This is a genomic window from Bradyrhizobium nitroreducens (genome assembly GCF_002776695.1).
Classification (GTDB): domain Bacteria; phylum Pseudomonadota; class Alphaproteobacteria; order Rhizobiales; family Xanthobacteraceae; genus Bradyrhizobium; species Bradyrhizobium nitroreducens.
Window position 1 is genome coordinate 3,328,702 of record NZ_LFJC01000003.1, and the last position, 26,323, is coordinate 3,355,024.

The 26,323-nt window shown below is 61.6% G+C and carries 27 protein-coding genes and 2 tRNA genes; 14 read left to right on the top strand and 15 right to left on the bottom strand.

Annotated features, from left to right (window positions below; translation table 11 throughout):
• The first annotated feature begins 24 nt into the window (after positions 1 to 24).
• Positions 25 to 1,425: a glycoside hydrolase 5 family protein gene (locus TSA1_RS16230; protein WP_245448299.1), complete on the top strand. Its 1,401-nt coding sequence runs from the start codon at positions 25 to 27 to the stop codon at positions 1,423 to 1,425.
• A 3-nt stretch (positions 1,426 to 1,428) separates the two neighbouring features.
• Here TSA1_RS16230 and ppsA read toward each other — a convergent pair whose 3' ends face one another.
• Positions 1,429 to 3,864, bottom strand: coding sequence for a phosphoenolpyruvate synthase (gene ppsA / locus TSA1_RS16235; RefSeq protein ID WP_174718923.1), 2,436 nt, complete (start codon positions 3,862 to 3,864; stop codon positions 1,429 to 1,431).
• A gap of 165 nt (positions 3,865 to 4,029) precedes the next feature.
• Between ppsA and TSA1_RS16240 the strand changes: the two genes are divergently transcribed.
• Complete coding sequence (locus TSA1_RS16240; RefSeq protein WP_100177244.1) at positions 4,030 to 5,502, top strand: trypsin-like peptidase domain-containing protein; 1,473 nt, start codon at positions 4,030 to 4,032, stop codon at positions 5,500 to 5,502.
• Between the two features lie 504 nt (positions 5,503 to 6,006).
• Here the strand turns inward: TSA1_RS16240 and TSA1_RS16250 are convergent.
• Both TSA1_RS16250 and TSA1_RS16255 read right to left on the bottom strand, forming a co-directional pair.
• Positions 6,007 to 6,219 carry a hypothetical protein gene (locus TSA1_RS16250; RefSeq protein WP_100181156.1) on the bottom strand — a complete coding sequence of 71 codons (213 nt, stop codon included), beginning with the start codon at positions 6,217 to 6,219 and terminating at the stop codon, positions 6,007 to 6,009.
• Positions 6,220 to 6,249: 30 nt separating this feature from the next.
• Positions 6,250 to 6,936: a CBS domain-containing protein gene (locus tag TSA1_RS16255; RefSeq protein WP_100181157.1), complete on the bottom strand. Its 687-nt coding sequence runs from the start codon at positions 6,934 to 6,936 to the stop codon at positions 6,250 to 6,252.
• A 142-nt stretch (positions 6,937 to 7,078) separates the two neighbouring features.
• On the opposite strand from TSA1_RS16255, the gene TSA1_RS16260 reads away from it, so the two are divergent.
• From TSA1_RS16260 to TSA1_RS16270, 3 genes are all read left to right on the top strand, one after another.
• Positions 7,079 to 7,522 (top strand): baeRF12 domain-containing protein, encoded by a 444-nt coding sequence (locus TSA1_RS16260; RefSeq protein WP_100177246.1) that lies wholly within the window; start codon positions 7,079 to 7,081, stop codon positions 7,520 to 7,522.
• A 121-nt stretch (positions 7,523 to 7,643) separates the two neighbouring features.
• Entirely contained in the window at positions 7,644 to 8,465 is an 822-nt protein-coding gene (locus tag TSA1_RS16265; protein ID WP_100177247.1) for a universal stress protein, read from the top strand.
• Positions 8,466 to 8,734: 269 nt separating this feature from the next.
• Complete coding sequence (locus tag TSA1_RS16270; RefSeq protein ID WP_488226044.1) at positions 8,735 to 10,381, top strand: glycoside hydrolase family 17 protein; 1,647 nt, start codon at positions 8,735 to 8,737, stop codon at positions 10,379 to 10,381.
• 70 nt (positions 10,382 to 10,451) lie between these two features.
• Here TSA1_RS16270 and TSA1_RS16275 read toward each other — a convergent pair whose 3' ends face one another.
• Both TSA1_RS16275 and TSA1_RS16280 read right to left on the bottom strand, forming a co-directional pair.
• Positions 10,452 to 11,372, bottom strand: a complete 921-nt coding sequence (locus TSA1_RS16275; protein ID WP_100177248.1) for a ribose-phosphate diphosphokinase — start codon at positions 11,370 to 11,372, stop codon at positions 10,452 to 10,454.
• Between the two features lie 190 nt (positions 11,373 to 11,562).
• Entirely contained in the window at positions 11,563 to 12,336 is a 774-nt protein-coding gene (locus tag TSA1_RS16280; RefSeq protein ID WP_245448303.1) for a c-type cytochrome, read from the bottom strand.
• 52 nt (positions 12,337 to 12,388) lie between these two features.
• Here TSA1_RS16280 and TSA1_RS16285 point away from each other — a divergent pair, with 52 nt between their 5' ends.
• Positions 12,389 to 13,147: a CBS domain-containing protein gene (locus tag TSA1_RS16285; RefSeq protein WP_100177249.1), complete on the top strand. Its 759-nt coding sequence runs from the start codon at positions 12,389 to 12,391 to the stop codon at positions 13,145 to 13,147.
• 22 nt (positions 13,148 to 13,169) lie between these two features.
• Here TSA1_RS16285 and TSA1_RS39325 read toward each other — a convergent pair whose 3' ends face one another.
• Both TSA1_RS39325 and TSA1_RS16290 read right to left on the bottom strand, forming a co-directional pair.
• Complete coding sequence (locus tag TSA1_RS39325; RefSeq protein ID WP_161497236.1) at positions 13,170 to 13,328, bottom strand: hypothetical protein; 159 nt, start codon at positions 13,326 to 13,328, stop codon at positions 13,170 to 13,172.
• A gap of 23 nt (positions 13,329 to 13,351) precedes the next feature.
• Positions 13,352 to 13,567, bottom strand: a complete 216-nt coding sequence (locus TSA1_RS16290; RefSeq protein ID WP_100181160.1) for a hypothetical protein — start codon at positions 13,565 to 13,567, stop codon at positions 13,352 to 13,354.
• A gap of 282 nt (positions 13,568 to 13,849) precedes the next feature.
• On the opposite strand from TSA1_RS16290, the gene TSA1_RS16295 reads away from it, so the two are divergent.
• Positions 13,850 to 14,254 carry a hypothetical protein gene (locus TSA1_RS16295; RefSeq protein ID WP_174718924.1) on the top strand — a complete coding sequence of 135 codons (405 nt, stop codon included), beginning with the start codon at positions 13,850 to 13,852 and terminating at the stop codon, positions 14,252 to 14,254.
• 21 nt (positions 14,255 to 14,275) lie between these two features.
• On the opposite strand, the gene TSA1_RS16300 is transcribed toward TSA1_RS16295, so the two are convergent.
• From TSA1_RS16300 to groL, 4 genes are all read right to left on the bottom strand, one after another.
• Complete coding sequence (locus tag TSA1_RS16300) at positions 14,276 to 14,998, bottom strand: CBS domain-containing protein (protein ID WP_100177250.1); 723 nt, start codon at positions 14,996 to 14,998, stop codon at positions 14,276 to 14,278.
• 88 nt (positions 14,999 to 15,086) lie between these two features.
• Positions 15,087 to 15,608, bottom strand: a complete 522-nt coding sequence (locus TSA1_RS16305; RefSeq protein ID WP_100181161.1) for an Hsp20/alpha crystallin family protein — start codon at positions 15,606 to 15,608, stop codon at positions 15,087 to 15,089.
• A 242-nt stretch (positions 15,609 to 15,850) separates the two neighbouring features.
• On the bottom strand, positions 15,851 to 16,057 hold the full coding sequence (locus TSA1_RS16310; RefSeq protein WP_100177251.1) for a ChaB family protein: 207 nt from the start codon (positions 16,055 to 16,057) through the stop codon (positions 15,851 to 15,853).
• 92 nt (positions 16,058 to 16,149) lie between these two features.
• Positions 16,150 to 17,772 (bottom strand): chaperonin GroEL, encoded by a 1,623-nt coding sequence (gene groL / locus TSA1_RS16315; RefSeq protein ID WP_100177252.1) that lies wholly within the window; start codon positions 17,770 to 17,772, stop codon positions 16,150 to 16,152.
• A 210-nt stretch (positions 17,773 to 17,982) separates the two neighbouring features.
• On the opposite strand from groL, the gene TSA1_RS16320 reads away from it, so the two are divergent.
• The 3 genes from TSA1_RS16320 to TSA1_RS16330 are packed head-to-tail and all read left to right on the top strand — an operon-like array spanning position 17,983 to position 21,159.
• Positions 17,983 to 19,257 (top strand): efflux RND transporter periplasmic adaptor subunit, encoded by a 1,275-nt coding sequence (locus tag TSA1_RS16320; RefSeq protein ID WP_100181162.1) that lies wholly within the window; start codon positions 17,983 to 17,985, stop codon positions 19,255 to 19,257.
• Positions 19,254 to 20,480 (top strand): ABC transporter permease, encoded by a 1,227-nt coding sequence (locus TSA1_RS16325; RefSeq protein WP_100177253.1) that lies wholly within the window; start codon positions 19,254 to 19,256, stop codon positions 20,478 to 20,480. The genes TSA1_RS16320 and TSA1_RS16325 overlap by 4 nt, the downstream gene beginning before the upstream one ends.
• Complete coding sequence (locus TSA1_RS16330; protein ID WP_100177254.1) at positions 20,473 to 21,159, top strand: ABC transporter ATP-binding protein; 687 nt, start codon at positions 20,473 to 20,475, stop codon at positions 21,157 to 21,159. Before TSA1_RS16325 ends, TSA1_RS16330 begins: the two co-directional genes overlap by 8 nt.
• 242 nt (positions 21,160 to 21,401) lie before the next feature.
• Here the strand turns inward: TSA1_RS16330 and TSA1_RS16335 are convergent, their stop codons facing one another.
• Positions 21,402 to 21,878 carry a hypothetical protein gene (locus tag TSA1_RS16335; RefSeq protein ID WP_100177255.1) on the bottom strand — a complete coding sequence of 159 codons (477 nt, stop codon included), beginning with the start codon at positions 21,876 to 21,878 and terminating at the stop codon, positions 21,402 to 21,404.
• A gap of 178 nt (positions 21,879 to 22,056) precedes the next feature.
• On the opposite strand from TSA1_RS16335, the gene TSA1_RS16340 reads away from it, so the two are divergent.
• Positions 22,057 to 22,650 carry a nitroreductase family protein gene (locus tag TSA1_RS16340; protein ID WP_100177256.1) on the top strand — a complete coding sequence of 198 codons (594 nt, stop codon included), beginning with the start codon at positions 22,057 to 22,059 and terminating at the stop codon, positions 22,648 to 22,650.
• 106 nt (positions 22,651 to 22,756) lie between these two features.
• Here the strand turns inward: TSA1_RS16340 and TSA1_RS16345 are convergent.
• Positions 22,757 to 22,831, bottom strand: a tRNA-Thr gene (locus TSA1_RS16345).
• A 157-nt stretch (positions 22,832 to 22,988) separates the two neighbouring features.
• Positions 22,989 to 23,468 carry a hypothetical protein gene (locus TSA1_RS16350; RefSeq protein ID WP_100177257.1) on the bottom strand — a complete coding sequence of 160 codons (480 nt, stop codon included), beginning with the start codon at positions 23,466 to 23,468 and terminating at the stop codon, positions 22,989 to 22,991.
• 280 nt (positions 23,469 to 23,748) lie between these two features.
• On the opposite strand from TSA1_RS16350, the gene TSA1_RS16355 reads away from it, so the two are divergent.
• Together TSA1_RS16355 and TSA1_RS16360 are read left to right on the top strand one after the other, a co-directional pair.
• Positions 23,749 to 24,234: a hypothetical protein gene (locus TSA1_RS16355; RefSeq protein ID WP_100177258.1), complete on the top strand. Its 486-nt coding sequence runs from the start codon at positions 23,749 to 23,751 to the stop codon at positions 24,232 to 24,234.
• Positions 24,235 to 24,277: 43 nt separating this feature from the next.
• On the top strand, positions 24,278 to 24,769 hold the full coding sequence (locus TSA1_RS16360) for a hypothetical protein (protein WP_100177259.1): 492 nt from the start codon (positions 24,278 to 24,280) through the stop codon (positions 24,767 to 24,769).
• Between the two features lie 67 nt (positions 24,770 to 24,836).
• Here the strand turns inward: TSA1_RS16360 and rlmB are convergent, their stop codons facing one another.
• The gene (gene rlmB / locus TSA1_RS16365; RefSeq protein WP_174718925.1) at positions 24,837 to 25,667 is read right to left on the bottom strand and encodes a 23S rRNA (guanosine(2251)-2'-O)-methyltransferase RlmB; all 831 of its coding nucleotides are present in this window, start codon (positions 25,665 to 25,667) and stop codon (positions 24,837 to 24,839) included.
• A 205-nt stretch (positions 25,668 to 25,872) separates the two neighbouring features.
• On the opposite strand from rlmB, the gene TSA1_RS16370 reads away from it, so the two are divergent.
• Positions 25,873 to 25,958 (top strand) — tRNA-Tyr (locus TSA1_RS16370).
• Positions 25,959 to 26,323: the final 365 nt, after the last annotated feature.

Here is a 26,323-nt window from a genome sequence, read left to right on the forward strand (position 1 = left end):
TCTGGGCGGTATTGAGATATCTCAATGAGCCCTGGCTCGACTGTGCAAAGGATTGACGTCCTAAGACCGTTGCTGGGGTCCGTAGTGCAAAGAACGAAATGGGGCGGGGTCGTTGACGGCGACCTCCGCGGGAGCGGCTACTTTCGCGTGGCCGAGCGCAATGGCGTATTCTGGCTCGTCGATCCCGACGGGGGCCGTTTCATTTCAAAAGGGGTCAATACGGTCCGCTTCGATCAGGAACGCATCGGGCAGACCGACCGCTTCCCCTACGCCGAGGCCTGCCAGGCCAAATATGGCAGCCTGCAGATCTGGCGTACTGCCGCGGCTGACAGGCTGGCAAGCTGGGCCTTCAACACGGTCGGCTGCTGGTCGGACGAACTCGTCGCCAGTGCGGGATCGCGATTGCTGGCAACCACGCCGGTCGCGGAGCTGGGCGCATCCTTCCGCCTGCATCGGCGCGATCAGGTCTTCCCTGATGTCTTCGATCCCGAATTCGCGGCGCATATCCGCGCAAGCGCCGATCAGCGTTGCCGGCATCGACGCAATGATCCCGGCTTGCTCGGCACCTTCATCGACAACGAGCTCTATTGGTCGCCCGACTGGCGCAGTTCCGACGAGCTCCTCACGCTGTTTCTGAACCTGCCGCCTCGTCGACCCGGCAGGGTCGCTGCCCTCACAGGGCTGCAGGCGCGTTATCGGGATTTTGCTCAGTTCAACGCGGTTTGGCGCACACCGGCGCGATCCTGGCAGGAGCTCGACAGGATCGAACATGTCGCGGCACCTTTCGTCAGGCTTCGCCCCGGCGTCCTGAACGATGCGCTTGAGACCAAGGCCAATTTGGCAGATCCCGCCCGCGAAGCCTTCTCGGCGGATTGCGACGCCTTCGTGGCTATCGTGGCTGACAGATATTTCGAACTCTGCGTCTCGGCCATCAAGGCGGCCGATCCCAATCATCTCGTGCTCGGATCCCGGTTCGGCTATCAGCCACCGGCAGGCGTCATCGCGGCTGCCGGCCGCCATCTCGATGTGATCTCGTTCAATTGCTACGACTTTGACCCCGGTCCCGTCATTGACGCTTATGCAGCCGGCGCGAAGCCATGCCTGATCACCGAATTCTCGTTTCGAGGCGACGACGCAGGCTTGCCGAATACCAAGGGAGGGGGACCCCGGGTGGCGACCCAGACAGAGCGTGCCCAGGCTTTCGAGGGCTATGTTGTGACGGCGCTCAGCAAGCCGAATGTGGTCGGCTATCACTGGTTCGAGCATGCCGATGAGCCGGCGGAGGGGCGGTTCGACGGTGAGGATTCGAATTTCGGCACCGTGACCATCGAGGACCACGTTTATGTGGAGCTGACGAAGACCATGACCAGGGTCAACGCAGAAGCAGAGCGCATTCACGCCGCGGCTGTGCCGGCGGTGATCTGATCGCTACAGCGAGGTCAGGCGTCGCGCGTCGGACTTCGGCAGATCGGCTTCGGCCTCGGACACGATGGCCATGGTTCGAAACACGCTCGCGGGATTGACGCTGATCGAATCGATGCCGAGGCCGGTCAAATAGCGCGCGATCTCCGGATAGTTCGCGGGCGCTTCGCCGCAGATGCCGATATGGCGACCGTTGCGCTTGGCGCCGACCACCGCCTGCCGGAACATCTCCAGCATTCCCGGATCGCGCTCGTCGAAATCGAAGGCCACGATGTCGGAATCCCGGTCCACTCCCAGCGTCAGCTGGGTGAGATCGTTGGAGCCGATCGAGAAGCCGTCGAACAGCTCCGCAAACGCGTCGATCTGGATGACGTTGTTCGGGATCTCGCACATGACGTAGATCTCGAGACCGTCGTCGCCCCGCTTCAGCCCATTGGCCGCCATCGTGGCGATCACGCGCCGGCCTTCCGCGACGGTTCGGCAGAACGGCACCATGACGCGCAGATTGGAAAGACCCATCTCGTTCCGCACCCGTCGGAGCGCGGCACATTCCAGGGCAAACCCCTCGGCGTAGGCGGGATGGCTGTAGCGAGAGGCGCCCCGGAAGCCCAGCATTGGGTTCTCTTCCCGAGGCTCAAAACCTTCGCCTCCAATCAGGCTGGCATATTCGTTGGTCTTGAAATCGGAAAGCCGCACAATCACGGGCTTCGGATAGAAGGCCGCAGCAATGGTGCCGACGCCTTCCGAAAGTCTTTGCACGAAGAAGTCGGCTGGGCTGGCGAAGCCCTTCACAAGGCGTGCGATCTCGGCCCGCGCCTTCGCCGATTCGACTTTGTCCGGCTTGAGCAACGCCATGGGGTGAACGCCGATATGCTCGCTGATGATGAATTCCATGCGGGCGAGGCCGACCCCGGCCTGCGGCTGCATCGCGGTGCGGAATGCCATCTCCGGAGTGCCGACATTCACCATGATGGCGGTCCGTGGCTGGCGCAAATCGCTCACCGGCGTCCTGGTCACGTCGAAGCTCACCTTTCCCTGGTAGACGCTACCGACGTCGCCTTCGGCACAGCAGATCGTGACTTCGGTGCCGGTCTTGATCTTCTCGGTCGCGAGCGTGGCTCCGACCACCGCAGGGATGCCCAGCTCTCGCGCGATGATGGCGGCGTGACAGGTGCGGCCGCCCTTGTCGGTGATGATGCCGGCGGCGATCTTCATGACCGGCTCCCAGTCCGGGCTGGTGGCCGGCGCCACCAGGATCTCACCGGGCTTAAAGGCGGCAAGATCGCGTGCGGTCACAATGCGGCGTGTCCGTCCTGAGGCGATTTTCTCGCCCACCGCGCGGCCGGTGACGACGACCGGGCCGCGTCCCTTCAGATTGTATGTCTCGTAAACGTCCGCGGAGCGCCGCGAGGCGACCGTCTCGGGCCTGGCCTGGATGATGTAGAGCTTCCCGTCCGCGCCGTCCTTGGCCCATTCGATGTCCATCGGCATCGCGGCACCGGCGTGTTGGGAGTAGTGGGCTTCGATACGAACCGCGATGTCGGCAAGGCTGAGCACTTCTGGGTCGGAGATGCAGAATTTGCGGCGTTCGGCTTCGGGGACATTGCGCGTGAGCGTTGCATGCTCGCCGCCGCGCTTGCCGTAGATCATGCGGATCTGCTTGGCTCCGAGCCGACGCCGCAGCACGTGGCGATATCCCCGGCTCAGCGTCGGCTTGTGAACATAGAACTCGTCCGGATCGACCTGGCCCTGCACGATGGTCTCGCCGAGACCGTAGCAGCCTGTGACGAAGACCACGTCACGAAAGCCGGATTCGGTGTCGAGCGTGAAGACGACGCCACTGGCGGCCAGATCGGAACGCACCATTTTCATGACGGCGACGGAAAGCGCCACCTTGAAATGATCAAAGCCGTTGTCGACGCGATAGGAGATCGCCCGATCGGTGAAGATCGACGCGAAACAACGCCGGCATGCCTCGAACAGATCCTTGGGCCCGCGCACGTTGAGAAAGCTCTCGTGCTGGCCTGCAAAGCTCGCCGTCGGCAGGTCCTCGGCCGTCGCGGAACTTCGCACGGCGACGGCAACCCCGTTTCCGGCCTCGCGTTCGAGTTGCCGATAGGCGTCCACGACCTGCTTGCGGAGGAGGGGCGTGTCCATGGCCTCGTATATGATCTCGCGAGCTTTCGCAGCCCTGCTGGCGAGCTGCCTTATTTTGCTCTTGTCGATCCCGTCGAGGAGCCGGTGCAACTCGTCGGCAACCCCGTGTCGTGACAGCGCATCGCGATAGGCCTCGGCCGTGATGGCGAAGCCATTGGGAACGGCAATCCCCTGTGACGCGAGTGCCGTGTACAGCTCGCCCAGCGAAGCGGTCTTGCCGCCGACTAGACCGACGTCGCCCAATCCGATTTCGAGGAAGGATCTAATGTACCCGGACATGTCCATAACAGAGCACGTCGTGGCTCTCTGCTCTTGAGGCAAGTCAAAATTCGTATTGTTGCCTTCCCGCTGCGAGGTTGGCGGGCTTCAGCTCAGTTGAGGCAGATCAAGCTGCTGGTGAGAAAGCCGGTCAAGCTTCCATGTCATTTTGACCCGAAAGCGAGGTGGAGTGTGATTCTCGTCAACGCCGGTGTGCGGGTTGTGGCGGTGACCTGTACCGGGAGGCTGATCGCGTTGGGCCTGGGCGTCGCGATGCTGGGTGCATCGCTCGTACCAAATGGAATGGGGCGCGCCGCCGCTGCCGAGGTCGATGCCACCGGCGTCAATGCTCCCGTCGGATTTGCAGAGATCATTGAACGGGTCAGACCGGCTGTTGTCGGCATCCGTGTCAAGACCGAGCCGGGAAGTGTTGATGGCGAGCGGGCGCAGGCGTTTCCGCCCGGATCGCTATTGGATCGGTTCTTTCGGCAATTCGGGGTGCAAATCCCCCCGGATCCTACTCCAGGGGCCGATGTCACGGTTGGCTCTGGATTCCTGATCTCCGGCGACGGCGATATCGTCACGAACGAGCACGTCGTGGCGAAGGGCGTCGACATCGAGGTGACGATGGATGACGGAAAGAACTATTCCGCCAGGCTCATCGGCAGTGACCCACAGACCGATCTCGCGCTGATCAGGATCTCCGCACCGAGTGACCTGCCTTACGTCCGCTTTGCCGCGGCGGAGCCCCGAATAGGCGAGTGGGTGCTCGCGATCGGTGATCCGTTCGGGCTTGGCGGCTCGGTCACCGCTGGGATCGTTTCGGCGCGCGGGCGCGATATTGGCGGGGAATCCTATAACGATTTCATCCAGATCGATGCTCCGGTCAATAAGGGCAACTCCGGCGGGCCATCATTCAACGTGAGGGGCGAAGTCATCGGGGTCAACACCGTCATCTACTCGCCTTCGGGCGGCTCGGTGGGAGTGGCGTTCGATGTTCCGGCGGAGACGGTGAGATTGGTCGTCCGCCAGCTTCGAGATAAGGGCTACGTCTCGCGAGGCTGGGTCGGCGTTTCCCTTCAGGAGATCACGCCTGGCATCGCCGACGCCATGAACCTTAGGAGTACCCGGGGTGCGCTCGTTGCGCAGCTCGATGAAGGGCCGGCGGCCAAGCAGGGCGTGGAGCCGGGTGACGTCATCACTTCCTTGAACGATCACGAGTTGAAGAGCCCACGTGATTTCGCCAGAACAGTGGCCGCGATCAGCCCTGGGACTGTGATCAATCTCCGTGTCCAGAGGAATGGGCAGCAGAATTCGATCGATGTGACGGTCGGCGAACTCCCGCGCGCGCCGGAAGTCGGCAAGGAAAAGCAGGCGGAGCTGAGGGAAAGGTCGGAGCTCGGGCTCACAATCGCCCCGGCACGCCTTGTCTCGGGTGCCGGGGAGACCGGGGTGGTGATCCTTGAGATCAGGCCGGGCAGCGGCGCGGCTGACGGTGGTCTTCAGGTCGGCGACATCATTCTCGCCATCGGAGGACATCCCGTCCTCGCGGGCGCCGATGTCGACAGAATGGTCAACGAAGCCCGAGCACAATCCCGGCGGACGATACTGGTCCGGATCAAACGGTCGGGTGCAATGAACTTCGTGGCCGTTCCCATCACCTGAGCATACGATCATGGACGCAAATTCGAGAGATCGCGTCATCAGCAGTCCGCGCGATCGCGCAGCGGATCAGTCGGCGGTGCCGCACCAGACGCGGGCGGCAAAGGCGTCTCGTCGAAAATGGGTCCGCATCAGTCCCACGGTCTCGTGGTATGGAAAGATACTCGTCATCGGGGCCCTGCTGGTCACCTTCGGATGGGAGCTGTTTCACCTGATCATAACGCTAATGACCCTGGACTGAGCCCGCTCAGGAGGCGATGCCGTGCATCGCAACTTCACCTTGCCCGAGCTTGAGCCCAAGCTGGATGAGGTCAAGGGCGGAACGCTCCTTCAGATCAGCCGTCAGGACTATGAGCACACGTTCGGGCTCAATGACCCGGCGCTAGGGGTCGCGTGCGCAACTTCGCACACTCTCACGGACGCAGCAAAGAAAGGCGTCTGCCGACCGCATGGCATTCGTCCCACATTGCGAGGCCGCTCCAGGTCGCTCGTTCAAGCCTCCCGGCATCAAGACGGGAAGTCGGCCGGCTGTACGTCAATGCGATCAGCATGCAGCGACCAATCTCGGATATCGCGGAATTCGCAAAACTGCCTCGCTGCCAGCGCAGCGGCTTCGTCGGCATCGCGTGCATCGACGTCAATAATGCGCTGGCAAGCTTCGCAGGGTTGCCCTTGGTCGCCGAGCACGTCCTTGAGGAAGCGGACGGTGAAGTGGGCCATAGTATACCTCGTCATCAGATCCCGGTGCGATCAGTAGATAAAGACCGGAGTTTCAAGCAGGTGATCATTGACGGCTTGGACGCCGGGAATTGCCTCCGCGGCCACGCGAATAGCCGTCCGTTCGGCCAGTGACGGTGCGAAGCCCCAGAGGTCCACCACACCGTTCTGGACCGTGGCATTCACAGTGAGCGTATGCGCCCAAGGTTGCTTTTTGAGCTCGTCGAAGAGACTTTTCCTGATGGCCGCATCCGGAAGCGAGATCTCGAGCTTCGGCTTGGCGCTCGCGATCGCTTGAACCAGATTGGATCGGCTGACGATCCCGACGAGCTGACCTTCCCTGTTGACGATCGGGACGCGTTTGATCTGCCGCTCCTCGAGAAGCATCGCAATATCGCTTAAAGGTGTCTCGGGCGACGCGGTCGCGACGTCTTGCGTCATGATGTCTTGCACCTTGACCGAATGCGATCTCACGTAGTCGGTTGCCTGTTCGGCGTCACCGGTCAACAAGCGCAGCCACCAGGAGTAGGAGCGTTCGGTGCCGCTTTCCGCCCGATGCATGAGATCGCCTTCACTCACAATTCCAAGAAGCTTGTTGTCGGGATCGACCACGGGTACCGCGCTGATCCGGCGTTCCAGCAGGGTTCTCGCCACCTGCTTGACGGATGCGTGCGGGCCAACCGTCACGACCGGGGATACCATGATGTCGCGTGCTTTCATGACAGGCTCCATGTGGGCTCATCAATTTTCGCGATCTTGCCGGATTTGTGAGCTCCCCGGCTTGATGCGGATCAAGCGGCTCGGCCGACGCGGCGATAGCAATTGGCGTATTCACTGAGGAGGCTTCACTGAGGAGGCCAAAATGGTCAGAATACCGCATCGCGCAGTCGTATTCGTGGGTGACGGACGGAAGGCACTGTTCCTGCGAAATCAGGGAGATGAGAGGTTTCCGAACTTGAAGATGGAAGCGGTGTTTGAACACGAAAATCCGCCGACCCATTCACATGGGACTGATCGTCCCGGCCGAGTCAGCAAGGCTTCGCATTCGTCGCACAGAAGTGCCGTCGAGACCACCGATTGGCACGAGCTCGAGGAGAGCCGCTTCGTGAGGCAGGTCGCGGCAGCCGCTGAGCGTCTCATCCGCAGCGAGCAGTCGACGCCGCTCATCGTCGTCGCACCGCCGCGGACCCTGGCGGAGCTTCGATCCGCCTTCCATGAGGATGTCAAGCGCCGGATTGTCGGCGAACTCGACAAGGACCTTACCAAGCACCCGGTCGGCGAGATCGAGAAGCATCTCCAGGACTAGGGGATGGACTGCAGCCTCGTTGAGACGGACGTCTCTCCTGGGCGCGGTTTGATCTTGCTCAACCGACTGGTCGTGCGTCGGGCGATAAGAGAGCAGATGCGCATTTTATCGGAGAGATGTCATGTCAATCGCCAGCGTCATGGTTTACGTCGACACCGAGCAGCAAGAGGCGGGGCAGGTCGCCGTTGCGGATAGTATCGCGTCTGGGTTCGAGGCTTCCATTCTCGGTGTGTCCGCCGTGGCCGTGCAGCCTCCGTTCGTGGCCGAAGGCGTCATCATTGAACAGACCACGGAGGAGGACCTCGGGCGCATACGAGCCGCGCTCGCGGAAAAGGAGGGCTGGTTCAGGAGAGTGGTGCGTTCGGCGGCCGAGAAAGTCGAATGGCGCTGGGCGATCAACGATCCGACCGGCTTCCTCGTTGAGCAAGCCAGGGCGGCGGATCTCGTTGTCGTCAAGCGCAGCTCGCTCAGGGCCAGCCCCAGCCACCTCTTCGACCCGGCCGGCGCCATGCTCCAGATGGGGCGCCCGACGCTGTCGGTCCCCGAGCGTGCAACGAAATTGTCCGGCGATCGCATTGTGGTCGGCTGGAAGGATACCCGCGAAGCGCGCCGTGCGGTGCGCGACGCGATGCCATTTCTGACCCGGGCGTCGAAAGTGACCATAACCGAGATCTGCACATCGGATGAGCAGGACGCGGCGCACCGTCGGGTGCGGGATGTCGCCAATTATCTCGCGAAACATGGTGTGAATTGCGAGCATGAGATCCGTGTGCATACTGCAGAGGCCGATGCCGGCTATCTCATTCGCCTTGCCAAGGACGTTCATGCCGACCTCATCGTTACCGGAGGTTACGGACACAGCAGGCTCGGGGAGTGGATTTTTGGCGGCATGACGCAAAGTCTTCTGCAGGAGGCAGAGATCTGCCTCCTTATGTCTCACTAAGGCCCTTAAGACGCGGACCGCGTGCAATGGAACGGGTTGTGAAGCAGACGGACATCTGCCAGATTTCGCAGATGCTGGTCATCCGCGACCGAAGGCTTGCCGGAATCCTCGGCAGCTTCTCGTCGCACTTGAGCAGCGGCTGAGGCGATCGACGCAAGGATCGCGGCAATAGCGCCCAAGCCGGTTCGGTAATGCAAAGCACCAGACAAAACGCAGGTAAGCGAGGCGCTGAGCCAACCAACTTCCGGCAACGGCACCCCGACGCTTTGATGAGGCCCAAAGGGCCATTCCCAAGGAGGCCGGGAATTGTCGTTGTCCGCACGCCGCTGGCACTTCTCTTTGTGTCCCTGAGCATCATCGCGGCAGTATGGTGGTGGCTTGGCAGGCCAGGTGAGTTCGCGCGGGCCCCAATAGACCCGAACGACAAAGTGCCGTGCATATCTTATGCACCCTTCCGCAGCCATCAGACCTCGCTTTCGTCGTCAACGCGTGTTTCGGCAGAACAGATTGCGGAGGATCTGGCAGAACTCGCCAAGATGTCGGACTGCATCCGCACGTACGCGACGGATCTTGGTCTGGATCAAATCCCAGAACTTGCCGCCAAGGCGGGTCTGAAAGTTGTTCAGGGAATCTTTCTCGACCGTGATCGGACGAAGAACGCAGCCCAGATCGCCGCGGGCGTACGGCTCGCCAACGAGCATCCGGGAACGGTCATTGCCCTCGTGGTCGGCAATGAAGTGCTGTTGCGCAAGGAGATGGCGCCTTCCGAGCTTGCCGCTGCGATCCGCACGGTCAAGGCACAGGTTGACGTCCCGGTGACCTATGCGGACGTCTGGGAATTTTGGCTCAGCAATCGCGAGCTCGGTGATGTTGTCGACTTCGTGACGATCCATGTTCTGCCCTATTGGGAGAACGTTCCGATTGCAGCCGAGCTCGCCGCCGCTCATGCCGACCGGATTCGCCGGCGGGTTGCAGCGGAGTTTCCGGGCAAGGACGTCCTGATCGGAGAAATAGGCTGGCCGAGCGAGGGGCGAATGCGGGAGTCCGCGCTGCCATCGCCGGTCAACCAGGCCCGTGTCGTTTCGGACATTCTCGACCTTGCCCGCCGCGAAAACTTCCGCGTGAACCTGTTCGAGGCTTATGATGAATCCTGGAAGCGCGAGCTTGAGGGGACCGTCGGCGGATCCTGGGGACTGTTTGATTCCGAACGGCGTGCGCTGAAATATCCGCCAGGCGTACCCATCGGCAACTTCCCGTGGTGGAGGCTGCAGATGATCTGCGGAATGGCGTTGGCCTTGCTTGTCTTCGGCGCGGCCTGGTGGGGCTATGGGCGCAAACCGGTTGAGCGCTGCCTGGCCTCCTGGATCGCCGTGGGAGCATCGGCAACGACCGCGGGAAGTCTGTTGGGCGTGGCCGGTCAAAGAGCGTTCTACGAGAGCGTCGGCGCGGGCGGTTGGGTGTTGTCGGGTGTGTTTCTATTGGCAGCAAGCGTTTCGCCAGTGCTTGGTGCCGGCTCCCTCATGGCGGGACGGACACTGCCCAGTTCTCTGCAATTGTTGGGTCCGAGGCGCGTCCGAACGTCGTCGGCGTTGGCGGCGGCGCTGGGACTGGCCTTGATGGTCATTGCGGTGGTTGGCACGGAGACAGCAATCGCCCTGGTGTTTGACCCTCGCAACATCGAGTTTCCGTTTGCGTCCCTGACCATGGCGACGATACCGTTTGCGGCCATTGCGCTGCTCAATCCTTCCAGGAGTGGAAGCCGGCCTCTCGCGGAATCGATGTTTGCCGGCATTTTCGCCGTGGCGGCGGTCTACGTCGCGTTCAACGAGGGACCTGCCAACTGGCAATCGCTCTGGACCTGCGGCGCGTACATGCTGCTTGCTATGACGCTGTGGCAGGTTCGTCTTCCGGACTGAATGAGCGTCTGGCAGGGGTCTGCCCGCCGAAACGTTGCCGGGCGGGCCGAATGCGCATCGGCTGTAACGATTACGCCAGGCTGCTGTCCGTCGGCACGCCGGCCACCTCTTGACGAAGTGCGTCGGCGAGAAGAGGAGTCAGGCTGATGGCATTCGTGGGATGCTGCACACTGTCGGTGGATCGAATGGAGCGGATGCCCACGCCCCCGAATTCCACCACAAGCGGCGGAGGAAAGAGGGCGTGGACGACGATGACGTCGATGGAAGAAACGCCTGACGTCATGAGAGCCTGCGCGCAGGCGGTGAGCGTTCCGCCGGAAGACACGATGTCATCGATGAACAGAGCCCGGCGGCCGGAGAGCATCCTCGGCTCCGGAAACGCGATCTGCACATTCTGATCACCTAGACGCACCTTTTGTGCGACGTCGTAGGGAAGCTTGAAATGGCCGGCAATGTCGGCCACCCGGGCGCGCGACTCTTCATCCGGTCCAACTATGACCGTGTCGGGAGAGATTGTTTCGGCGCGAAGCAGGGCCTCGATCGCGGGAGCTGCCGAGAGATTGTCGGCTTCGGCGCCAGGGAAGACGTGGGCCAGGCTGTTCCTGCGATGGAGATGGGCATCGAATGTTATCACCCGATCGAAATTGTTCGCCAGAAGACTCCCGATCGCATGCTGACTGATGGCTTCGCCTGGACGGAATGCAGCGTCCTGGCGCATGTAGCCCAGATAGGGCGCCACGAGTACGAGCCGGCTGGCGCCATTGCGGCGCAACGCTTCCGCGGCGAGGAGCAGGGCAATCAGCTTTTCGTTGGGCTGATTGAGAGAGCAGCAGACAATCGTGGTTGCTGCGGTCGGACCCACGGTCGTGCGGATCTCTCCATCGGGAAATCGGTGTAGATCGATCGCGTTGCCGGCGATCCCGAGTGCCTCTGCAAGCCGGGGTCCGAAATGAGCCGAAGTCGGCATCCACTGAACGGCACAGGAGTTCATGCTTTCGCTCCAGCTTGTGTATCGATCCCATAGTCTAAGTCCAGCTGCGTCATGCCGATAACGAGGTCAAAGTCGTCATCCGAAAGCGCGAATCCGGCAGAGCGGCTCCCTCCGCTGGACAAGGGCCACGTCGTTTTGAATATGGATGCGTTGCTTTGTTGGCGTTGGGGTACAGCACGGGCATTACATCTCAGCGAGGAGGGCGTGCTCCGAGAGTCTCCAGGTAGGCGACAATGGCTTCGATCTGGTACTCCGAAAGCCTCGGATTAGGCATGGTTTGATCAGGACCAAGGCGGCGATGGCTTGATGTCAAGAACAGTCGGAGCGCATCAGCGGAGAACGACGATCTGCTCACGATCTCCGGGAAGGCGGGCGCAGGCGGGCGGAGCGTCGGCGGCTCCTTTGCCGCATCAGCGACAACGTGGCACGTTCCGCAATTCGAGTGGGCAAGGGCCCGTCCCTCCGTCACCTGATCGACGAACAGTTGATTGGGCACGGGCACCGTCAAGGGTATCTGGATTGCAATCGAAGCGTATCCGCTGCTCCTGTGGCAGCCGTTGCATTCATTGGTCAGGGCCGCGTACGACTTCATGAACGTGGCCACGTCCTTGGATTGTAGAGCCTGTCCGACGGCCTGAATCTGTTCCCTCGCGCGAATGGCTCGAGACGGATCGGATAACAGCCTGCCTGCGGCTTCGAGATTGCCGTCGATCTGCCGAAGCTCGTAGCTTGCCAGGCTCCAATTGCTCAGCTTGCCGGCAAACCACAATTTCGCGTGCTGAAGCTGCAGTCGGGTCATGAGTTCGGACAACGCAGGGGACGAATCGGCAGGCGCCCCGGCGCTGGAGGCCGAAAGTGTCGCCAGTATCGCGATCAACATGAGCATCCGCAAGGGCATGGACGAGGCTTCCGATATAATAATCAGAATGGCATCATGGTCCCTCCCGCTCTTGATCTCGATCAACACCTCATTCAACGTGGCAAATACGTCTTGAGCCTTTCCGGGAGCGGAAGACATGCGCGCGCAACAGATTATGTCCCGACGGGTGGTCACTGTAAGGCCCGAAGCGCCGATCGCCGATGCCATCAGGTCGATGCTCGCGCACCACATCAGTGGTTTGCCGGTCGTCGACTCGAGCGGGAAGCTCGTCGGTATCTTGTGCGAAAGCGATTTTCTCAGACGCGCCGAAATCGGCACGGAGCATGAGCGCAACCGACTGCTCGCGGTCCTGCTTGGAGCCGATCGCAGCGCCGGCGAGTTCGTGAAGGAACACGGACGCAAGGTCGAGCAGGTGATGACCCCCCAGCCAGTCACCACGAGCGAGCAGGCGCCTCTGGAGGAGGTTGCCGACCTGATGGAGCGACGACGTCTGAATCACGTTCCGGTCATGCGTGGCGATCGCATCGTCGGCATCATCACCCGTTCTGATTTCGTGTCGGCAGTTGCTGGCCCGCTGGCGAACAAATCGGGCTATTCGGAGGACGACGAGCAGGTTCGGCGATCCGTTCTCGCCGCGTTGGCTGGGATGCCGTGGCAACCGGTCGGTCTGAACGTCGGCGTCAGGAACGGCACGGTCACGCTACGCGGCGTCGTCAAGGCTGGAAACGCACATCGAGCGGTCATCGTAGCGTGCGAGAACGTTCCGAACGTTCGGTCGGTGGAAGACCGTCTTTGTATCCAACCTGCCCATCCCGATCCGGAGGACGACTACGGCGGGGGCGATTTCGTTTCCTTGCAGACGGAGCCGTCTACGCTGGACGACGAGCCGCTCTAGCTCGTCCGCGGCAGCTTTCGATCTATTCGTCCCTTGCCCGCCTCTTGCCGTCTGCCAGGTGACGATGTCCGGATTGAACCGTGCGCTTGGCCAATCTGCCGATGGACGAGGAAAAGAGCGTGATTTCGAGCACGCCGTAGAGCGCAAGCAAGATCAGCACCTTGATCACTTCATTGGTCATTTCGATATCCTCCCCTCCTTCATCTAGATCGGATGCTTCTCAACACGGGCCATTTCGGTGACAGCAGAGACTGGATGGGCCTTGTAGACGGCCCGGGCCGCCTTCACCGGTATATTGGTTTCCGGCTGGATCATGCGGACGGTCAGTGCTGCCGCCATGATGGTAATGCCGGTGAGCAACGCGGAGATCACCACCTTGAGGTGGGTTGCCTTGTCGGCGCTATGGATCGAGTGGTTCATTGCAAGCACCATAGTCATCGAGCAGCTGCGGGCCGGCGAATTCTCTGTAGAGCATCAGGCGGGCGGCCGAAATTCGGGCCCTTCACCTAAGGAACTAACCTTAGGTTAAGGCTGAGGGGGCGATCCGCCGCGATACGGCATTTCAACGATCGATGAGAGGTGAGGCGAGTTTGAGAATCGTCAAACCCAATTCGCGCGCGATGGTTAGGCTGGACCGGCGTCAATCGGATCGCCGGAGGCTGTGCTATCCGGATCCCCCTACGCCTCGAGAGTGGCAAGGGCGTGATTGTCGACGCCAAGGCAGGCCTGATCGTGGCCGCAAATCATCTCGTCGCAGACGCGACCGTCGTGAAGGCGCTGCTCCTCGACGGCCGTACGCTGGAGGCCACCGTACTGGTGCGAGCCGGGCTCGGAGGCGCATTAATGAACTTGCATGGAAGGATGATCGGCGTAGTCGTCGCAAGAAGGAGCGGCTTTGCCTTTGCGGTGCCGGGTCGAAGCAGTCCGCAGGCTTCTTATGGCCGCGCAGCAAGAGCGCGGGGAGGATATCTCCTGACGCGACGAACGCCCTTACAGACCTCGGGAATGGATCGCTGCCCTCAAACGTTGGCAAAAACCCTCAAGACAGAGTTTGACGGTTTTCGAGTCTGCAAGCGATCTTCCCGCTTGCTCGTGCTCGCGGCATGATGGCTGCCGATCCGCGCGAATTCAGCCCGCGGCTTTCAGGTCTTCCGGCGATTCCACGGAGTACCCGGAATACGTGTCAACGAAGCTGAGGTGGTCGTGAACTTCCTTAACTCCGTTGGTGTTTTCGGCCGCGACCGTGGCCGCCCGTCGAGCCTCATCCGTCGTGATGAGACCGTACAGATGGACGACGCCTTGACGGCAGGTCACCTTGAACCCGATGGGACGCCAGTCGGTGGCCTCGACAGCCCTTGTGATGCGTTCGCGGATGTGATCGTCGTCGGCGGTCGGATCCGGAATTTCGTGAGCAAGGCTCGCCATGGCTTGCAGGAGATTGCTTCTCGTCACGATTCCGACCACACCCTTGCCGCGCATCACGGGAACTCGCTTGATGTCGTGCTTTTCCATCAGTGCGACGATATCCGCCAGGGACGTCTCCTCCTGGACCGTGATGACCTTCCGGGTCATGACGTCCTCGACTTTTCGGCCGCGCTCGTGAATGAACTCCGCGGCCGATCGCGTGGGCCCCATGAAGAATGTCAACCAGGCCGCGTGGTGACGCCCGGTTCCGATCTCGCTGCGGCGGATGAAATCGCTTTCCGAGACGACGCCGACGAGATTGCCGGCATCGTCGATGACCGGCAGGCCGCTGATGTGCATCCGCAGCATGATCTTCGCGGCATCCTCGATTGTCGTGTGCGGCGTGACGGCGACGACGTCTCTCGTCATGACATGAATGGCATGCATTTGACTGTTCTCGGAAGGTTGAGGATGCGATAAGGCGCCTGCATCGGCGCGAGGCGGCGGTTACAGCCGCCTCGTGCCGGTGAGGTCATCAGGCGGCCTTCACATTGATGGTCTTGGCCGGCTTCTGGGCTTCCTCGGTCTTTGGCAAGACGACCTTGAGCACGCCGTTCTTGAAGGTCGCTTCGATCTTGTCGGCGTTGACGCCGTCCGGCAGGGTGAAGTACCGCTCGAAAGAGCCATAGCGGCGCTCGGAGACGTAGTAGTCCTTCTTCGTCTCTTCGGTCTCCTCGCGCTTCTCGCCCTTGATCGTCAGGCCGCCATTGATGAGCTTGACGTCGATGTTCTTCTCGTCGAGGCCAGGAAGCTCTGCGGTGATCTCGTAGGCTTTGTCGCCTTCGACGACGTCAACGGCCGGCGCTGCAATCGACTTTGAAAAATCGCGTTCGAGCCGAGCGAGCGATTGGAACGGCCGATTCCAGAAACCATTGCCAAAATCGTCGAAGATCTGGTCGATTTCATTCTTCAACGCCTGGAATGGCCGCCAAGGCTCACCGGCGGGAGCGGGCGTGGTCGTGGATTTCGTGACAGGAAGCTTCGTCTCGGTTGCCATGATCATCTCTCCTTCGAGGCTTGACCATCTCGGTCGCGCAGGAGGGTAGCCAAGGGTATGGAAGGGAGATTTGACATCGCTCAAGCCCGTATTGAATGGCGAGCATTTCTTGGTACTCGTCGCACAATTGTGAGCGAGGGGATTTCCAAGTGCGCTCGAGGTAACTTGCTAAGCAACTCGAGCCGGACACCTGTGCCGAAGTTGAATCTGTCAGAGAGCCAGACGTTATGTCGGCTCCGACGCTATTTCCGTACCCATTTGTCAGCAGCCTTGACGTACAGGCGCTTCACTGCAGCCCAAGCTGTCCGGTGCGCTATCTCTTCCTGGCGAATATCGCCGGCGTGGGCGGCGAACGAGTGATTGAAAGCTTCCCGGTAGATGTCCATGGCATGCGACGGCAAGTGATGTCGCACTGGCGGAGGAAGATCGTCGTTCGATCGATAAGGCATCTTGACCCGCTCTGAGGAACCATCGTCAGGCCCGGTCTTGAGCCAGGGGTGGGTTCAAACGCTCCAAATCAAGTCGCGGGGAGGTGACAGCGCTACATAGCGATATCCCGCTCAGGCATTCGCTCGGGCTTCGTTTCCGGAATTTCCGTCATCGTCGCTTCCGTCAGCAGCAGTACGCTGGCGACAGACACTGCGTTCTCGAGCGCGGTCCGTACCACCTTCACGGGGTCGACAATGCCGGCCTCGACGAGGTCGACATAGACCTTTCGGGCGGCATCGAAGCCGAAATTTCCCTGGCTTTCCAGCATCCGCGCAACGACGACGCCGCCATCCGTCGCGGAATTTTCGGCGATCTGTCGTGCAGGTGCTTCGAGCGCACGTTTCAAGATCTGTACGCCGGTTCGTTCGTCGCCCTCACACGCGGTCTCTTCCCTGGCCACCGCAGCGACAGTCCGAAGCAAAGCGAGACCGCCTCCGGGGACGATTCCCTCCGCAACCGCGGCCTTGGTCGAACTGATGGCATCGTCCAAAGCCTCCTTCTTCGCCTTCATCTCGGCCTCGGTCGGCGCTCCGACCCGGATCACGGCAACGCCGCCAGACAGCTTGGCAATGCGCTCTTCCAGCTTTTCGCGGTCGTAATCGCTGGTCGTCTTCTCCAATTCGACACGGATCTGAGCGAGCCGGGCGTCGATCCTGGTTCGGTCCCCGCCGCTGCCGATCAATGTGGTATTCTCCTTGTCGGCGACCACCCGAGCCGCGCGGCCGAGCTGTTGCAGGGTCGCGTTTTCCAGTTTCAGACCGATCTCTTCTGATATGACCTGGGCGCCTGTGAGGATGGCGATATCTTCCAGCATGGCTTTGCGCCGGTCGCCGAAGCCGGGTGCCTTGACGGCACAGGCCTTGAGGACGCCGCGCAGTTGATTGACGATGAGGGTTGCAAGCGCTTCGCCCTCGATGTCCTCGGCGATGATGAGAAGCGGACGGCCGCTCTTGGCAACCTGCTCGAGCAGCGGGACCAGATCGCGCAACGCGCCGATCTTGTGGTCGCATAGCAGGACGTAAGGATCCTCCAAGGTCGATTCCATGCGATCGGCATCCGTGACGAAATAAGGCGACAGAAAGCCGCGATCGAACTTCATCCCTTCGACGACGTCCAGAAGGGTCTCGGTTGTCTTGGACTCCTCGACGGAGATCACGCCATCGCCTCCGACCTTCTCGATTGCATCGGCGACCATTTCGCCGATAGACAAATCATTATGAGCTGAGATCGTGGCAACTTGCACCTTCTCCGCCCTTGTCTTCACCGGCTTTGCCATCGCGTGCAGTGCCGCGACGGCGGCCTGCGTCCCGCGATCGAGGCCGCGTTTGAGATCGATCGCGCTGGCGCCTGCCACGACGTTCCGGACGCCATCCGCAAGGATCGCATGGGCGAGAATGGTTGACGTGCTGGTGCCGTCACCGACGACGTCGCCGGTCTTCTCGGCCGCCTGTCGGAGAACCTGGGCACCGAGGTTTTCTTCGGCGTCCTTGAGATCGAATTCCTTGGCAATGGTCACGCCATCGTTGCAGACGATCGGAGCGCCCCAAGCCTTTTGGATCAAGACGGATTTCGATTTCGGACCCAGCGTGACCCGAACGGCATCGGCGAGCAGGGAGGCGCCGCGCAAGACTTTTTCACGGGCCGCGGAATGAAACAGGACTTGTTTGTGCGCCATCTCGTTGCCTCAAGCTGCTGTCGGTTCCATTGCGAGATAGTAGTCTCGTACGGCCGCCGGCGGTTGGGGTTGATCCTCGTCAAGCGCGGCGGAGCGCTTCATATCGTGAAGCCAGTCAGCCGCGGTGAGGCTGACGTTGACCTAGCGCAATCGGGGCGGCCGGCAGGCGCGGTATTCTTAAACTTGTCCGCGGATCCGCACGGCATAATCATGGTCGAACAAGCAATACCCTTGTCGAAGCAGCAGCATGGCGGCCACCTTTCTGCTGCAGCGATCTGGTCCGTCGTCATTGCGCACAGATGGTTCCTCCTGACCGTTGTGGTCCTGTTGGGCCTTGGTGTCTGGCAGGGCATGCGCGTCCTGTTCGGACCTGCCGTCGTGGTCGACCAGGTTGCGCAGGGTCGGTTGATTGAGACGGTGGTCGCGAGCGGGCACGTCGAGACGCCTTATCGGGTCGAGATCGGCAGCCAGATCACGGGAACGGTCGAGGACGTACTTGTCCGGGAGGGTGAAAGGGTCGCCAAAGGTCAGCCGTTGATTTCTCTGGAAGCCCGAGAGTTGAGGGCGTCGGTCGTGCAGGCCCAAGGGGCGGTGGCGCAGGCCGAAGCTCGGATCAGGCAGCTCGAGGAACTCACGCTTCCTTCCGCGAAGGAAGCAAGGGCACAGGCTGAAGCGACGCTCTTGAATGCCCAACAGACCTTTGATCGGACTGCGCAACTCGAGCGCAACGGCTATGCGACGCGAGCAGCGCTCGATGACGCGCAGAAGACGCTCGATGTGGCCCGCGCCGTCAAGCGCTCCGCGGAATTCCAGGTCTATACCGCAAGCCCCGGCGGCAGCGATTATGTGATGGCCCAGACCCAGCTCAATCAAGCCCGCGCCAATCTGGAGACGGCGGAGTCCCGTCTCGGCTATGCGACGATTACGGCCCCGCGTGACGGCGTTCTCATCACACGCGGCGTCGAGCGTGGCACGGTGGCGCAGGCGGGAAAGACGCTGCTGGTGCTGGCGCCCTCGGGCGATTTGCAGCTGGTGCTCCAGATCGACGAGCGAAACCTCGGCAGGTTGGCGCTCGGACAGACGGCGCTCGCATCGGCTGACGCCTATCCCGACCGACATTTTTCCGCAGTCGTTACCTACATCAATCCGGGCATCGACATTTCCCGCGCCACGGTCCAGGTGAAGCTGACGGTCGCCGAACCACCGGACTATCTGCGTCAGGATATGACTGTGTCGGTCGACATCGAGGTCGCAGCGAAGGACAATGCGCAGGTCCTTCCAGCACGCTCGGTGCATGACGTATTGTCCGGTCAACCGTGGGTCTTGACAGTCAAGAACGGCCGGGCCCTGAGGCGACCGGTCAAGCTCGGTCTGCGTGGTAGCAGCCAGATTGAGATCCTTGAGGGTTTGCAGCCCGGCGACATCGCGATCCCGCAGAATTCGGGCGTTCTCGCCGGCCAGCGCTTGCGCCCCGTTCTACAATGAACCCCTGGCTTCCATTCGAGTGGATCGCGGCCGTGCGCTTCCTGCGCGAGGGGAGATTGCAGACCATTTTCATCATCGGCGGCATTGCGATCGGCGTCGGCGTGATCGTCTTCATGTCTGCGATGCTTGCCGGCCTCGAAGCGAACTTCATCAAGCGCGTGCTGACTTCTCAGCCGCAGATCCAGCTTCTCACCCCGGATCAGGTGGCCCGTCCGTTGCGGAAGTCCGCCGGAGAGATCGAGGACCCTGCGGTACAGCGGCCGAGCCAGCGGGTGATTTCAATCGACCAATGGCCAAAAATCCGCGGCCAGATGCTTGCGATGCCCGAAGTCACGGCAGTCTCGCCGACGATCACCGGATCGGTTCTGGCGCTGCGTGGCGATGCCAGCCGGGCCGTGACGCTGACGGGGATAGAGCCGGAGACATATTTCGATATCGTCAGGATTCCAAACTATATCTTTTCGGGGGAGGCGCGGCTGACCAGCGAAGATGTCATCATCGGCATTGAGCTGGCCAAGAACCTTGGGGCAACCGTCGGCGACAAGCTGAACTTGCAGGCCACCGGCGGTGCCAATCGCGTGCTGACGATTTCCGGCCTGGTCGATTTCGGCAACAAGGGTGTCAATCAGCGCGTGGCGTTCGTCGCGCTGCGCACGGGCCAGTCGCTGCTCGGGATGATCGGCGGGGTCACGACGATCGACATGAAGATCAAGGACATCTACGCGGCTGAAATCATTGCGCAGCGAATCCAGGCCGCAACACCGGTCCAAGCCGATAGCTGGATCGCCACCAATGCGCAGTTCTTCACCGCAGTCCAGGCCCAGATCTACACGAACACCTTGATCCGCATTTTCGTCGGTCTTTCCGTGGCGTTCGGCATTGCCGCCGTCCTCATCGTTTCCGTGATCCAGCGCTCGAAGGAAATCGGCATCCTGCGCGCCATGGGCACGTCGAAGGGCCAAATTCTCCGCGTGTTCCTGCTTCAGGGAGGGCTCCTCGGCTTCATCGGCTCGGTCTTCGGCGCCGCGATGGGAGCAGCAGCGCTGATCTACTGGCATGCTGTCGCCCGCCAGGCGGATGGTGCCGAATTCTTCCCGCTCATTCTGGAACGAAGCCTGTTCGTCTACACGGCGATGCTGGCCACGGTTACCGGCTTGCTGGCCGCGACCGCGCCGGCTTTGCGTGCCGCAAATCTCGACCCCGTGGTGGCGATTCGTGGCTGACGGGATCCTCAAGCTCGAGCATGTCTGCAAGGCCTACAATGTCGGCCTGCCAACGGAAGTCGAGGTGTTGCACGACATCGATCTCGAGCTCGATCGTGGCGAGTTTCTGGCTCTCATCGGCCCCTCCGGTTCTGGCAAGAGCACGCTCCTGAATATCATAGGCCTGCTCGACCGCCCGACCTCCGGCCGTCTCCTGATCAAAGGGAGGGATACGGCCATGCTCGGGGACGATGAGCTCACGCATCTGCGAGGTCGTACCATCGGCTTCGTGTTTCAGTATCACTTGCTCATCTCCGCGTTCACGGCACGCGAAAACGTCATGATGCCGATGCTGGCGGATCGCGGCTTTCCGAGCGCGGAGATCGAGGCCCGAGCGGAGCATCTGCTGCTTCAGGTGGGACTGGACAAGTTCGGAAGCAACCTTGCCAACAACATGTCCGGCGGACAGCAGCAGCGGGTGGCGATCGCCAGAGCATTGGCCATGAGGCCGGATCTCGTGCTCGCGGATGAACCAACGGGCAATCTCGACACCAAGTCGGCCGATGCCGTCTTCGATTTGATGCGACGCGTCAATCGGGAGAGTGGCACGAGCTTCTTGCTGGTCACCCACAATATGGATCTGGCGCGTCGCTGCGACCGGATTATCCAGGTGATCGATGGCCGGATTGCCAGCAACTAAAAATGCAGGCCGAAAATTGCGCTTCTTGCGAAGGCCGCCGCCATTGGGCCGGCGCCGCAATGTGGCGTACAAGCGGGATCGCCTTTCGGACGTGGAGCGCAATCATATCGCGATGAGGTTCGCGCGGAGCGGGAGATTTTAGAGCGTTTTCGAGCGAAGTGGACACCGGTTCGCGCGAAGAAAACGCGTCAAAACAAGAATCTAGAGCTTCGGTTCTGATTCAATCAGAACCGAAAATGCTTCTAGTGCTTCCCGACAGGCGCGAAGATCTGATTGGCGGGGGGCTGGTGCTCGGTCGGTATGCCGATTGCGATGAAGCCGCGCTGCATCGAGGTGTGGCAGGCGTTACAGCCCTCGGTCAGGCCACGCATAGAAGCAGCAAATTTGCGGCTGTCGCCGGCCGTGATGGCGTCAGCGACCGACAGCAGAGGGTCTTTCATTGTGGTGACGTTGCTGACCGGAATGCCTGGGTAGAATATGGCCGCTTCAGCCAGGCTGTTCGTCAGTTGACGCAGCTCGAAATTGGCCAACTCCCAGTTTTTCGACTTGCCAGCATACCAGAGCTTGAGGTGCTGAAGCTGCGCGGCATTCATCGTTTCAACCAGACGCGGCGCATATTTCGCATTCGGGGACGGCGGAAAGTCGGACTGTGCGATTGCGACAGTGGTCATCGCGGCAGCCGAGGCCGCCAGGATCGCAAACCGGTTCAGCAGCTTCATTGGACCAGACCCCGTTGATTATCAAAGAAAGATTATCAGGCGGCCAGATCCAGCTATTGCGCTGTATCAAACCAGCTTTCCGGGTCAAGTCGGTCGCCGCGTCCTCGCCTTGCGCCATCTCAATCCCTGGTGTCGGGTCGCGCCTATCGTGACATGCACCTTTCAATGGGAGGCGTTGATGTCGACCGAGACGGGATTGGATGTCATGAGCGCGATCCGTGGCCGTCGCGCGATCCGCAGCTTCACACCGGAAAGGCTCGGAAGAGGCGTCATCGAAGAATTGATTGATGCGGCGATACAGGCGCCGACGGCGGTCCACCGTGAGCCGTGGGCCTTTGCGGTGATCCAGGACAAGGAGCGCCTGCGGCGATATTCCGACCGGGCGAAGGCGTTGTTGCTGGAGCAGCGGGAGGCGACCTCGTTCTTTCAGCGTGAGGAGCCGCGGGCGCTGGCGGTTCTATCCGATCCTGCGTTCAACATTTTCTACGATGCGGGGACACTCGTTGTGATCGGCTGCAGGGCACGCGGCCCTTTCGTGGATGCCGATTGCTGGCTTGCCGCGGAGAACCTGATGTTGGCCGCCACGGCCAAGGGGCTCGGTACCTGCTGCATTGGATTTGCGGTGGGCGTTCTCAACACGCCCGAAGTGAAGCGCGAACTCGGTATCCCGGACGCCGGGGCGGCCGTCGCACCGATCATTGTTGGCGTGCCGAGAGGCCCGATCCCGCCCGGCGCGCGAAAGCCGCCTTTGATACTCTCATGGGCTTCGTAATGTTCATCCCCAAGATTCCGGGCGGAATTTGCATCGACTGCTGTTCGCTTGGCGATGTGAAGATCGGCGGCGTTTGCTGCATTTTGCGCTAAGTCGTTGTAAACACTGGTGCCGGCTGAGGGGATTGAACCCCCGACCTTCGGTTTACAAAACCGCTGCTCTACCGCTGAGCTAAGCCGGCGACGCTGGGGCAGGGCCGGCATGGGCCGGGGTGTCCACCCGTGCGCGCCGCAATACCAGACTTGATCGGAAAGTGCCAGAACCCGCGATGATGGTTGCGGACATGGATCAGGCGGCCTCGAGGGCCGCCTGATCCGATGCGCTAGCTGTTGATTGCCTTACTGGCAGATGTGCCGGCGGCCGTCTTCGCCCTTGAACCAGGTGCCGGGCGTACAGACGAAGCCGTTGCGCTGGGCGTAGGTGCGGGTGTCCCAGCCACGGTTGTCCCACGAATTGTCATAGGCGTAGGAATTATCCCAGGCGCGGAACGGCGCCGAGGCGATAGCGCCTGCGGTGCCGATCGCGGCGCCGGCTACGCCGGCCGCGACGTCGGTCGGCCAGAAGCCGGTGCGGCTCCTGTTCCAGTCGTTATTCCAGTCGCCATTGGCCTGACGATAGGAATTGGTCTGGCGATAGGACGCGCGATGGTGACGATATCCGCGATCGGTGTAGGGATTGCCGGGGCCGAGATTCTGGCAATTGGCGTTGGGGAATTGCGCCGAGCAGCGGCCGGGTTCGTTGACGACGGCCTGCGCCATGGCAGAGCCTGCCAGCATGGTCGCCGCAATCGCCGTCGCGCCAAGAAGTTTGATATTCATGGTTTGTTGGCTCCCATCTTGTTGACGAGAGCTAAACGCTTGCGGCGCCGGACGTTCCGGGGAAACGGGGGATTTTCTCGAAGTGACGGTCAAACCGATGTGAGCAAATGCGGTTCCGCGCGGCCACGCCACGCGCCGTTAACGCTTCGCTCATTCGCTTTGCAGCATTTGAGCGGCGCGCAATCCTTACACATTAGGCTTACCGGAATTTGGTGAGCCGGCCTTAACTCTCTTCTCTCAGGGATCGGTTAGGTTGCGGCCGCATAACCGGGGTTCCCTCATGCGTGCTGTGGCGCTCGCTGCCTTTCTGATCGGACTGCCCGCGACGGCATTTGCCGGCAGCGGCTTCGATATCGTCGTTCCCGGCCGTCCCGGCGTGCCGATCATCATCAACAATATCGATGCGTCCTACGCCGTGGTCGAAGGCGTGTGGGGCCTCGGCAAGAACCAGCAGGTGCAGCCCACGATCTATGGCGGGCGCTATATCGCCGAGCGGCAGCCTGCCGACGTCGGCCATTACTATCCGACGCTGGGCCTGCGGCCCGGCTACGGCCGGCTCGAAGTCGAGCCGCCCGCGAACCGCAAATTGCCGAAGCCGGCCGAGAGCTACCATCAGAGCTGGGGCGCGCAATCGGCGCCGCTGCCGGCGCAGATGGATCCGCCCGTCGATCCGCCGCCGGTGATCTACGCGCCCGAGATCAACGATCGTCCGCGGCCGCCGCGACCGCGGCCGCATGTCCAAGTCCCCGGCAAGCCGCCGGGTTAAGAAACGTCAAAATCCAACAAACGGAAATCAACAGGAGAAAGTAATGCGTCAGATGATTTCGGGACTGGTCGCGGCGGCTGCCGTGATGTTCGTCGCCACGGCACCCGCCGCGGCGTGCGGCTTCAATCCGTGCCAGCCGGTCGCGCCGGTCTATTCCGGCTGCAACACCGGTTGCGGCGGCTATGGCTACGGCTATGGTGCCGGCTACGGCGCCTATGAGCGTCTCGCCGAGCCGACCACGCAGTATTACTACGTCAACCAGGGCCCAACCTACACCGGCCCGGGCGCCTTCGCGCCGTATCCGACCTACCGTGAAGACGCGGTCGTCGCGCCCGCCAATTACGGCTACCGCTATCGCGCCGCCGTGGCGCCGTATCACCGCCCGTACTACCGTCCGTACCGCTACGGCTACGGCCCGCGCGTGGGCTATCTGCCGCGCGTGCACTACGGCTACGGTCCGCGCTATGGCTACGCCCACCGCCACGCGCCGATGCCGTATTACGGCGGTCACCGCGTGCTGCGCCGCTACTACTGATCGTCTGATCGGTTGAGTTGAAAGACGCCCGTTCGCGCAATGCGGACGGGCGTTTTGCTTTTTTGAATTACCGCTTCATCAAGCCCAGCCGGCTCGCGCCGACATAGAGCGAGAGCACGGCTGCGTTCGACACGTTGAGGCTCTTGATCTCGCCGGGCATGTCGAGCCGCGCCACGACGCTGCAGGTCTCGCGCGTCAATTGCCTGAGACCCTTTCCTTCAGCGCCGAGCACGAGCGCAAGCGGCTCGCGCAGCGCGACGTCCGAGAGATCCTCGCTGCCTTCGCTGTCGAGGCCGACGGTCTGGAAGCCCATCTCGTTCAGCGTGGTCAAAGCGCGCGCAAGGTTCTGCACGGTCACCATCGGCACCAGCTCCAGCGCGCCGGAGGCGGCCTTGGCGAGCACGCCGGTGGCCTCGGGGCTGTGGCGCGCGGTGGTGACGATCGCCTTCACCGCAAAGGCTGCGGACGAGCGCAGGATCGCCCCGACATTGTGGGGGTCCGTGATCTGGTCGAGCACCAGCACCATGCCTTCCTGCGCGAGGTCCTCGATGTCGGGCGAGGGCAGGGGGTCGGCCTCGGCGAGCAGGCCCTGGTGCACGGCGTCCGGCGAGAGCAGCCGGTCGATCTCCTGGGGGCGAACGATCTCGGGCGTGACGCGGGTTGCGATATTCTCGTCCGCAAGGCGCTTGGCTGCATTCTCGGTCAGCGTCAGCTTGCGGATCTGCCGCGCCGGGTTGGCCAGCGCCATGGTGACGGTGTGCCAGCCATAGAGGATGACCGGCCCGTCGGGGTGCGAATCGCGGTCGCGCCAGGCCGGCCGGCCGGCCGATTTTCCTGTTCTGTTGAAGGGTTTAGCCCCGCCGCGGGGCCCCCTCGGGGCGAATTTCTTGTCCTTCATGGGCTCGCTTGTGTCACGGGTGCCGGAATATGGCAATTTGGGCCCCTGCGAGGGCGATTTTAGCTGTTCGCCTCGGTTGACTTTACCCCACCGCTTCGCCCATAACCGCGCCCGGTCGCGCCCCCATCCGGGCTGTCGCGGCCTCACGTTCCATGGCCGTCTTCGGTCGCCGGCAAGGTCCGGCCCGATTGTGCTGCCGTCGAGCGGGGGAGTGTCCCGAGTGGCAAAGGGAGCTGACTGTAAATCAGCCGCCTCATGGCTTCGCAGGTTCGAGTCCTGCCTCCCCCACCAGCCTGATTTTGTTAGATAAATTTCGTTTTTTTAAGCTGTTATGTTGGGCGATCTGCTTGCATTGCTGCCCCTGAGCCCCACTCCAAGCCCCACCAAATCCGCCTATTGCCCGCGCCTTACTTTCGGTTGCGGGTTTGCGCCGACTGACTCTTAATCAGCGGGTCCCAGGTTCGAGCCCTGGTGCGCCCACCACTCGTAAGAGATTGGCCCTGCGGGGCCTTTTTTAATTTCTTCAGCGGGCTTTTCTTATCGAACCGAAATCGCGTGGCACCGATTTGGCATCGCCAGACGGGCGCTGTCGCGTGCTAAAAATATTCTTGGCCTTGCGCTATTGTTCTCATTTTGTCCTTCTCAAACAAGAATCA

Excerpts from the sequence above, each read along its gene's own strand:
- TSA1_RS16265 (WP_100177247.1), top strand. The coding sequence starts at position 7,644 with ATGTCAATCGCCAGCGTCATGGTTTACGTCGACACCGAGCAGCAAGAG.
- TSA1_RS16350 (WP_100177257.1), bottom strand. The coding sequence starts at position 23,468 with ATGAATATCAAACTTCTTGGCGCGACGGCGATTGCGGCGACCATGCTG.
- TSA1_RS16300 (WP_100177250.1), bottom strand. The coding sequence starts at position 14,998 with ATGCATGCCATTCATGTCATGACGAGAGACGTCGTCGCCGTCACGCCG.
- TSA1_RS16250 (WP_100181156.1), bottom strand. The coding sequence starts at position 6,219 with ATGGCCCACTTCACCGTCCGCTTCCTCAAGGACGTGCTCGGCGACCAA.
- TSA1_RS16305 (WP_100181161.1), bottom strand. The coding sequence starts at position 15,608 with ATGGCAACCGAGACGAAGCTTCCTGTCACGAAATCCACGACCACGCCC.
- TSA1_RS16285 (WP_100177249.1), top strand. The coding sequence starts at position 12,389 with ATGCGCGCGCAACAGATTATGTCCCGACGGGTGGTCACTGTAAGGCCC.
- rlmB (WP_174718925.1), bottom strand. The coding sequence starts at position 25,667 with ATGAAGGACAAGAAATTCGCCCCGAGGGGGCCCCGCGGCGGGGCTAAA.
- TSA1_RS16275 (WP_100177248.1), bottom strand. The coding sequence starts at position 11,372 with ATGAACTCCTGTGCCGTTCAGTGGATGCCGACTTCGGCTCATTTCGGA.
- TSA1_RS16310 (WP_100177251.1), bottom strand. The coding sequence starts at position 16,057 with ATGCCTTATCGATCGAACGACGATCTTCCTCCGCCAGTGCGACATCAC.
- TSA1_RS16360 (WP_100177259.1), top strand. The coding sequence starts at position 24,278 with ATGCGTCAGATGATTTCGGGACTGGTCGCGGCGGCTGCCGTGATGTTC.
- TSA1_RS16230 (WP_245448299.1), top strand. The coding sequence starts at position 25 with ATGAGCCCTGGCTCGACTGTGCAAAGGATTGACGTCCTAAGACCGTTG.
- TSA1_RS16255 (WP_100181157.1), bottom strand. The coding sequence starts at position 6,936 with ATGAAAGCACGCGACATCATGGTATCCCCGGTCGTGACGGTTGGCCCG.
- TSA1_RS16325 (WP_100177253.1), top strand. The coding sequence starts at position 19,254 with ATGAACCCCTGGCTTCCATTCGAGTGGATCGCGGCCGTGCGCTTCCTG.
- TSA1_RS16290 (WP_100181160.1), bottom strand. The coding sequence starts at position 13,567 with ATGAACCACTCGATCCATAGCGCCGACAAGGCAACCCACCTCAAGGTG.
- TSA1_RS16270 (WP_488226044.1), top strand. The coding sequence starts at position 8,735 with ATGAGGCCCAAAGGGCCATTCCCAAGGAGGCCGGGAATTGTCGTTGTC.
- ppsA (WP_174718923.1), bottom strand. The coding sequence starts at position 3,864 with ATGGACATGTCCGGGTACATTAGATCCTTCCTCGAAATCGGATTGGGC.
- groL (WP_100177252.1), bottom strand. The coding sequence starts at position 17,772 with ATGGCGCACAAACAAGTCCTGTTTCATTCCGCGGCCCGTGAAAAAGTC.
- TSA1_RS16320 (WP_100181162.1), top strand. The coding sequence starts at position 17,983 with ATGGTCGAACAAGCAATACCCTTGTCGAAGCAGCAGCATGGCGGCCAC.
- TSA1_RS16340 (WP_100177256.1), top strand. The coding sequence starts at position 22,057 with ATGTCGACCGAGACGGGATTGGATGTCATGAGCGCGATCCGTGGCCGT.
- TSA1_RS39325 (WP_161497236.1), bottom strand. The coding sequence starts at position 13,328 with ATGACCAATGAAGTGATCAAGGTGCTGATCTTGCTTGCGCTCTACGGC.
- TSA1_RS16335 (WP_100177255.1), bottom strand. The coding sequence starts at position 21,878 with ATGAAGCTGCTGAACCGGTTTGCGATCCTGGCGGCCTCGGCTGCCGCG.
- TSA1_RS16260 (WP_100177246.1), top strand. The coding sequence starts at position 7,079 with ATGGTCAGAATACCGCATCGCGCAGTCGTATTCGTGGGTGACGGACGG.
- TSA1_RS16355 (WP_100177258.1), top strand. The coding sequence starts at position 23,749 with ATGCGTGCTGTGGCGCTCGCTGCCTTTCTGATCGGACTGCCCGCGACG.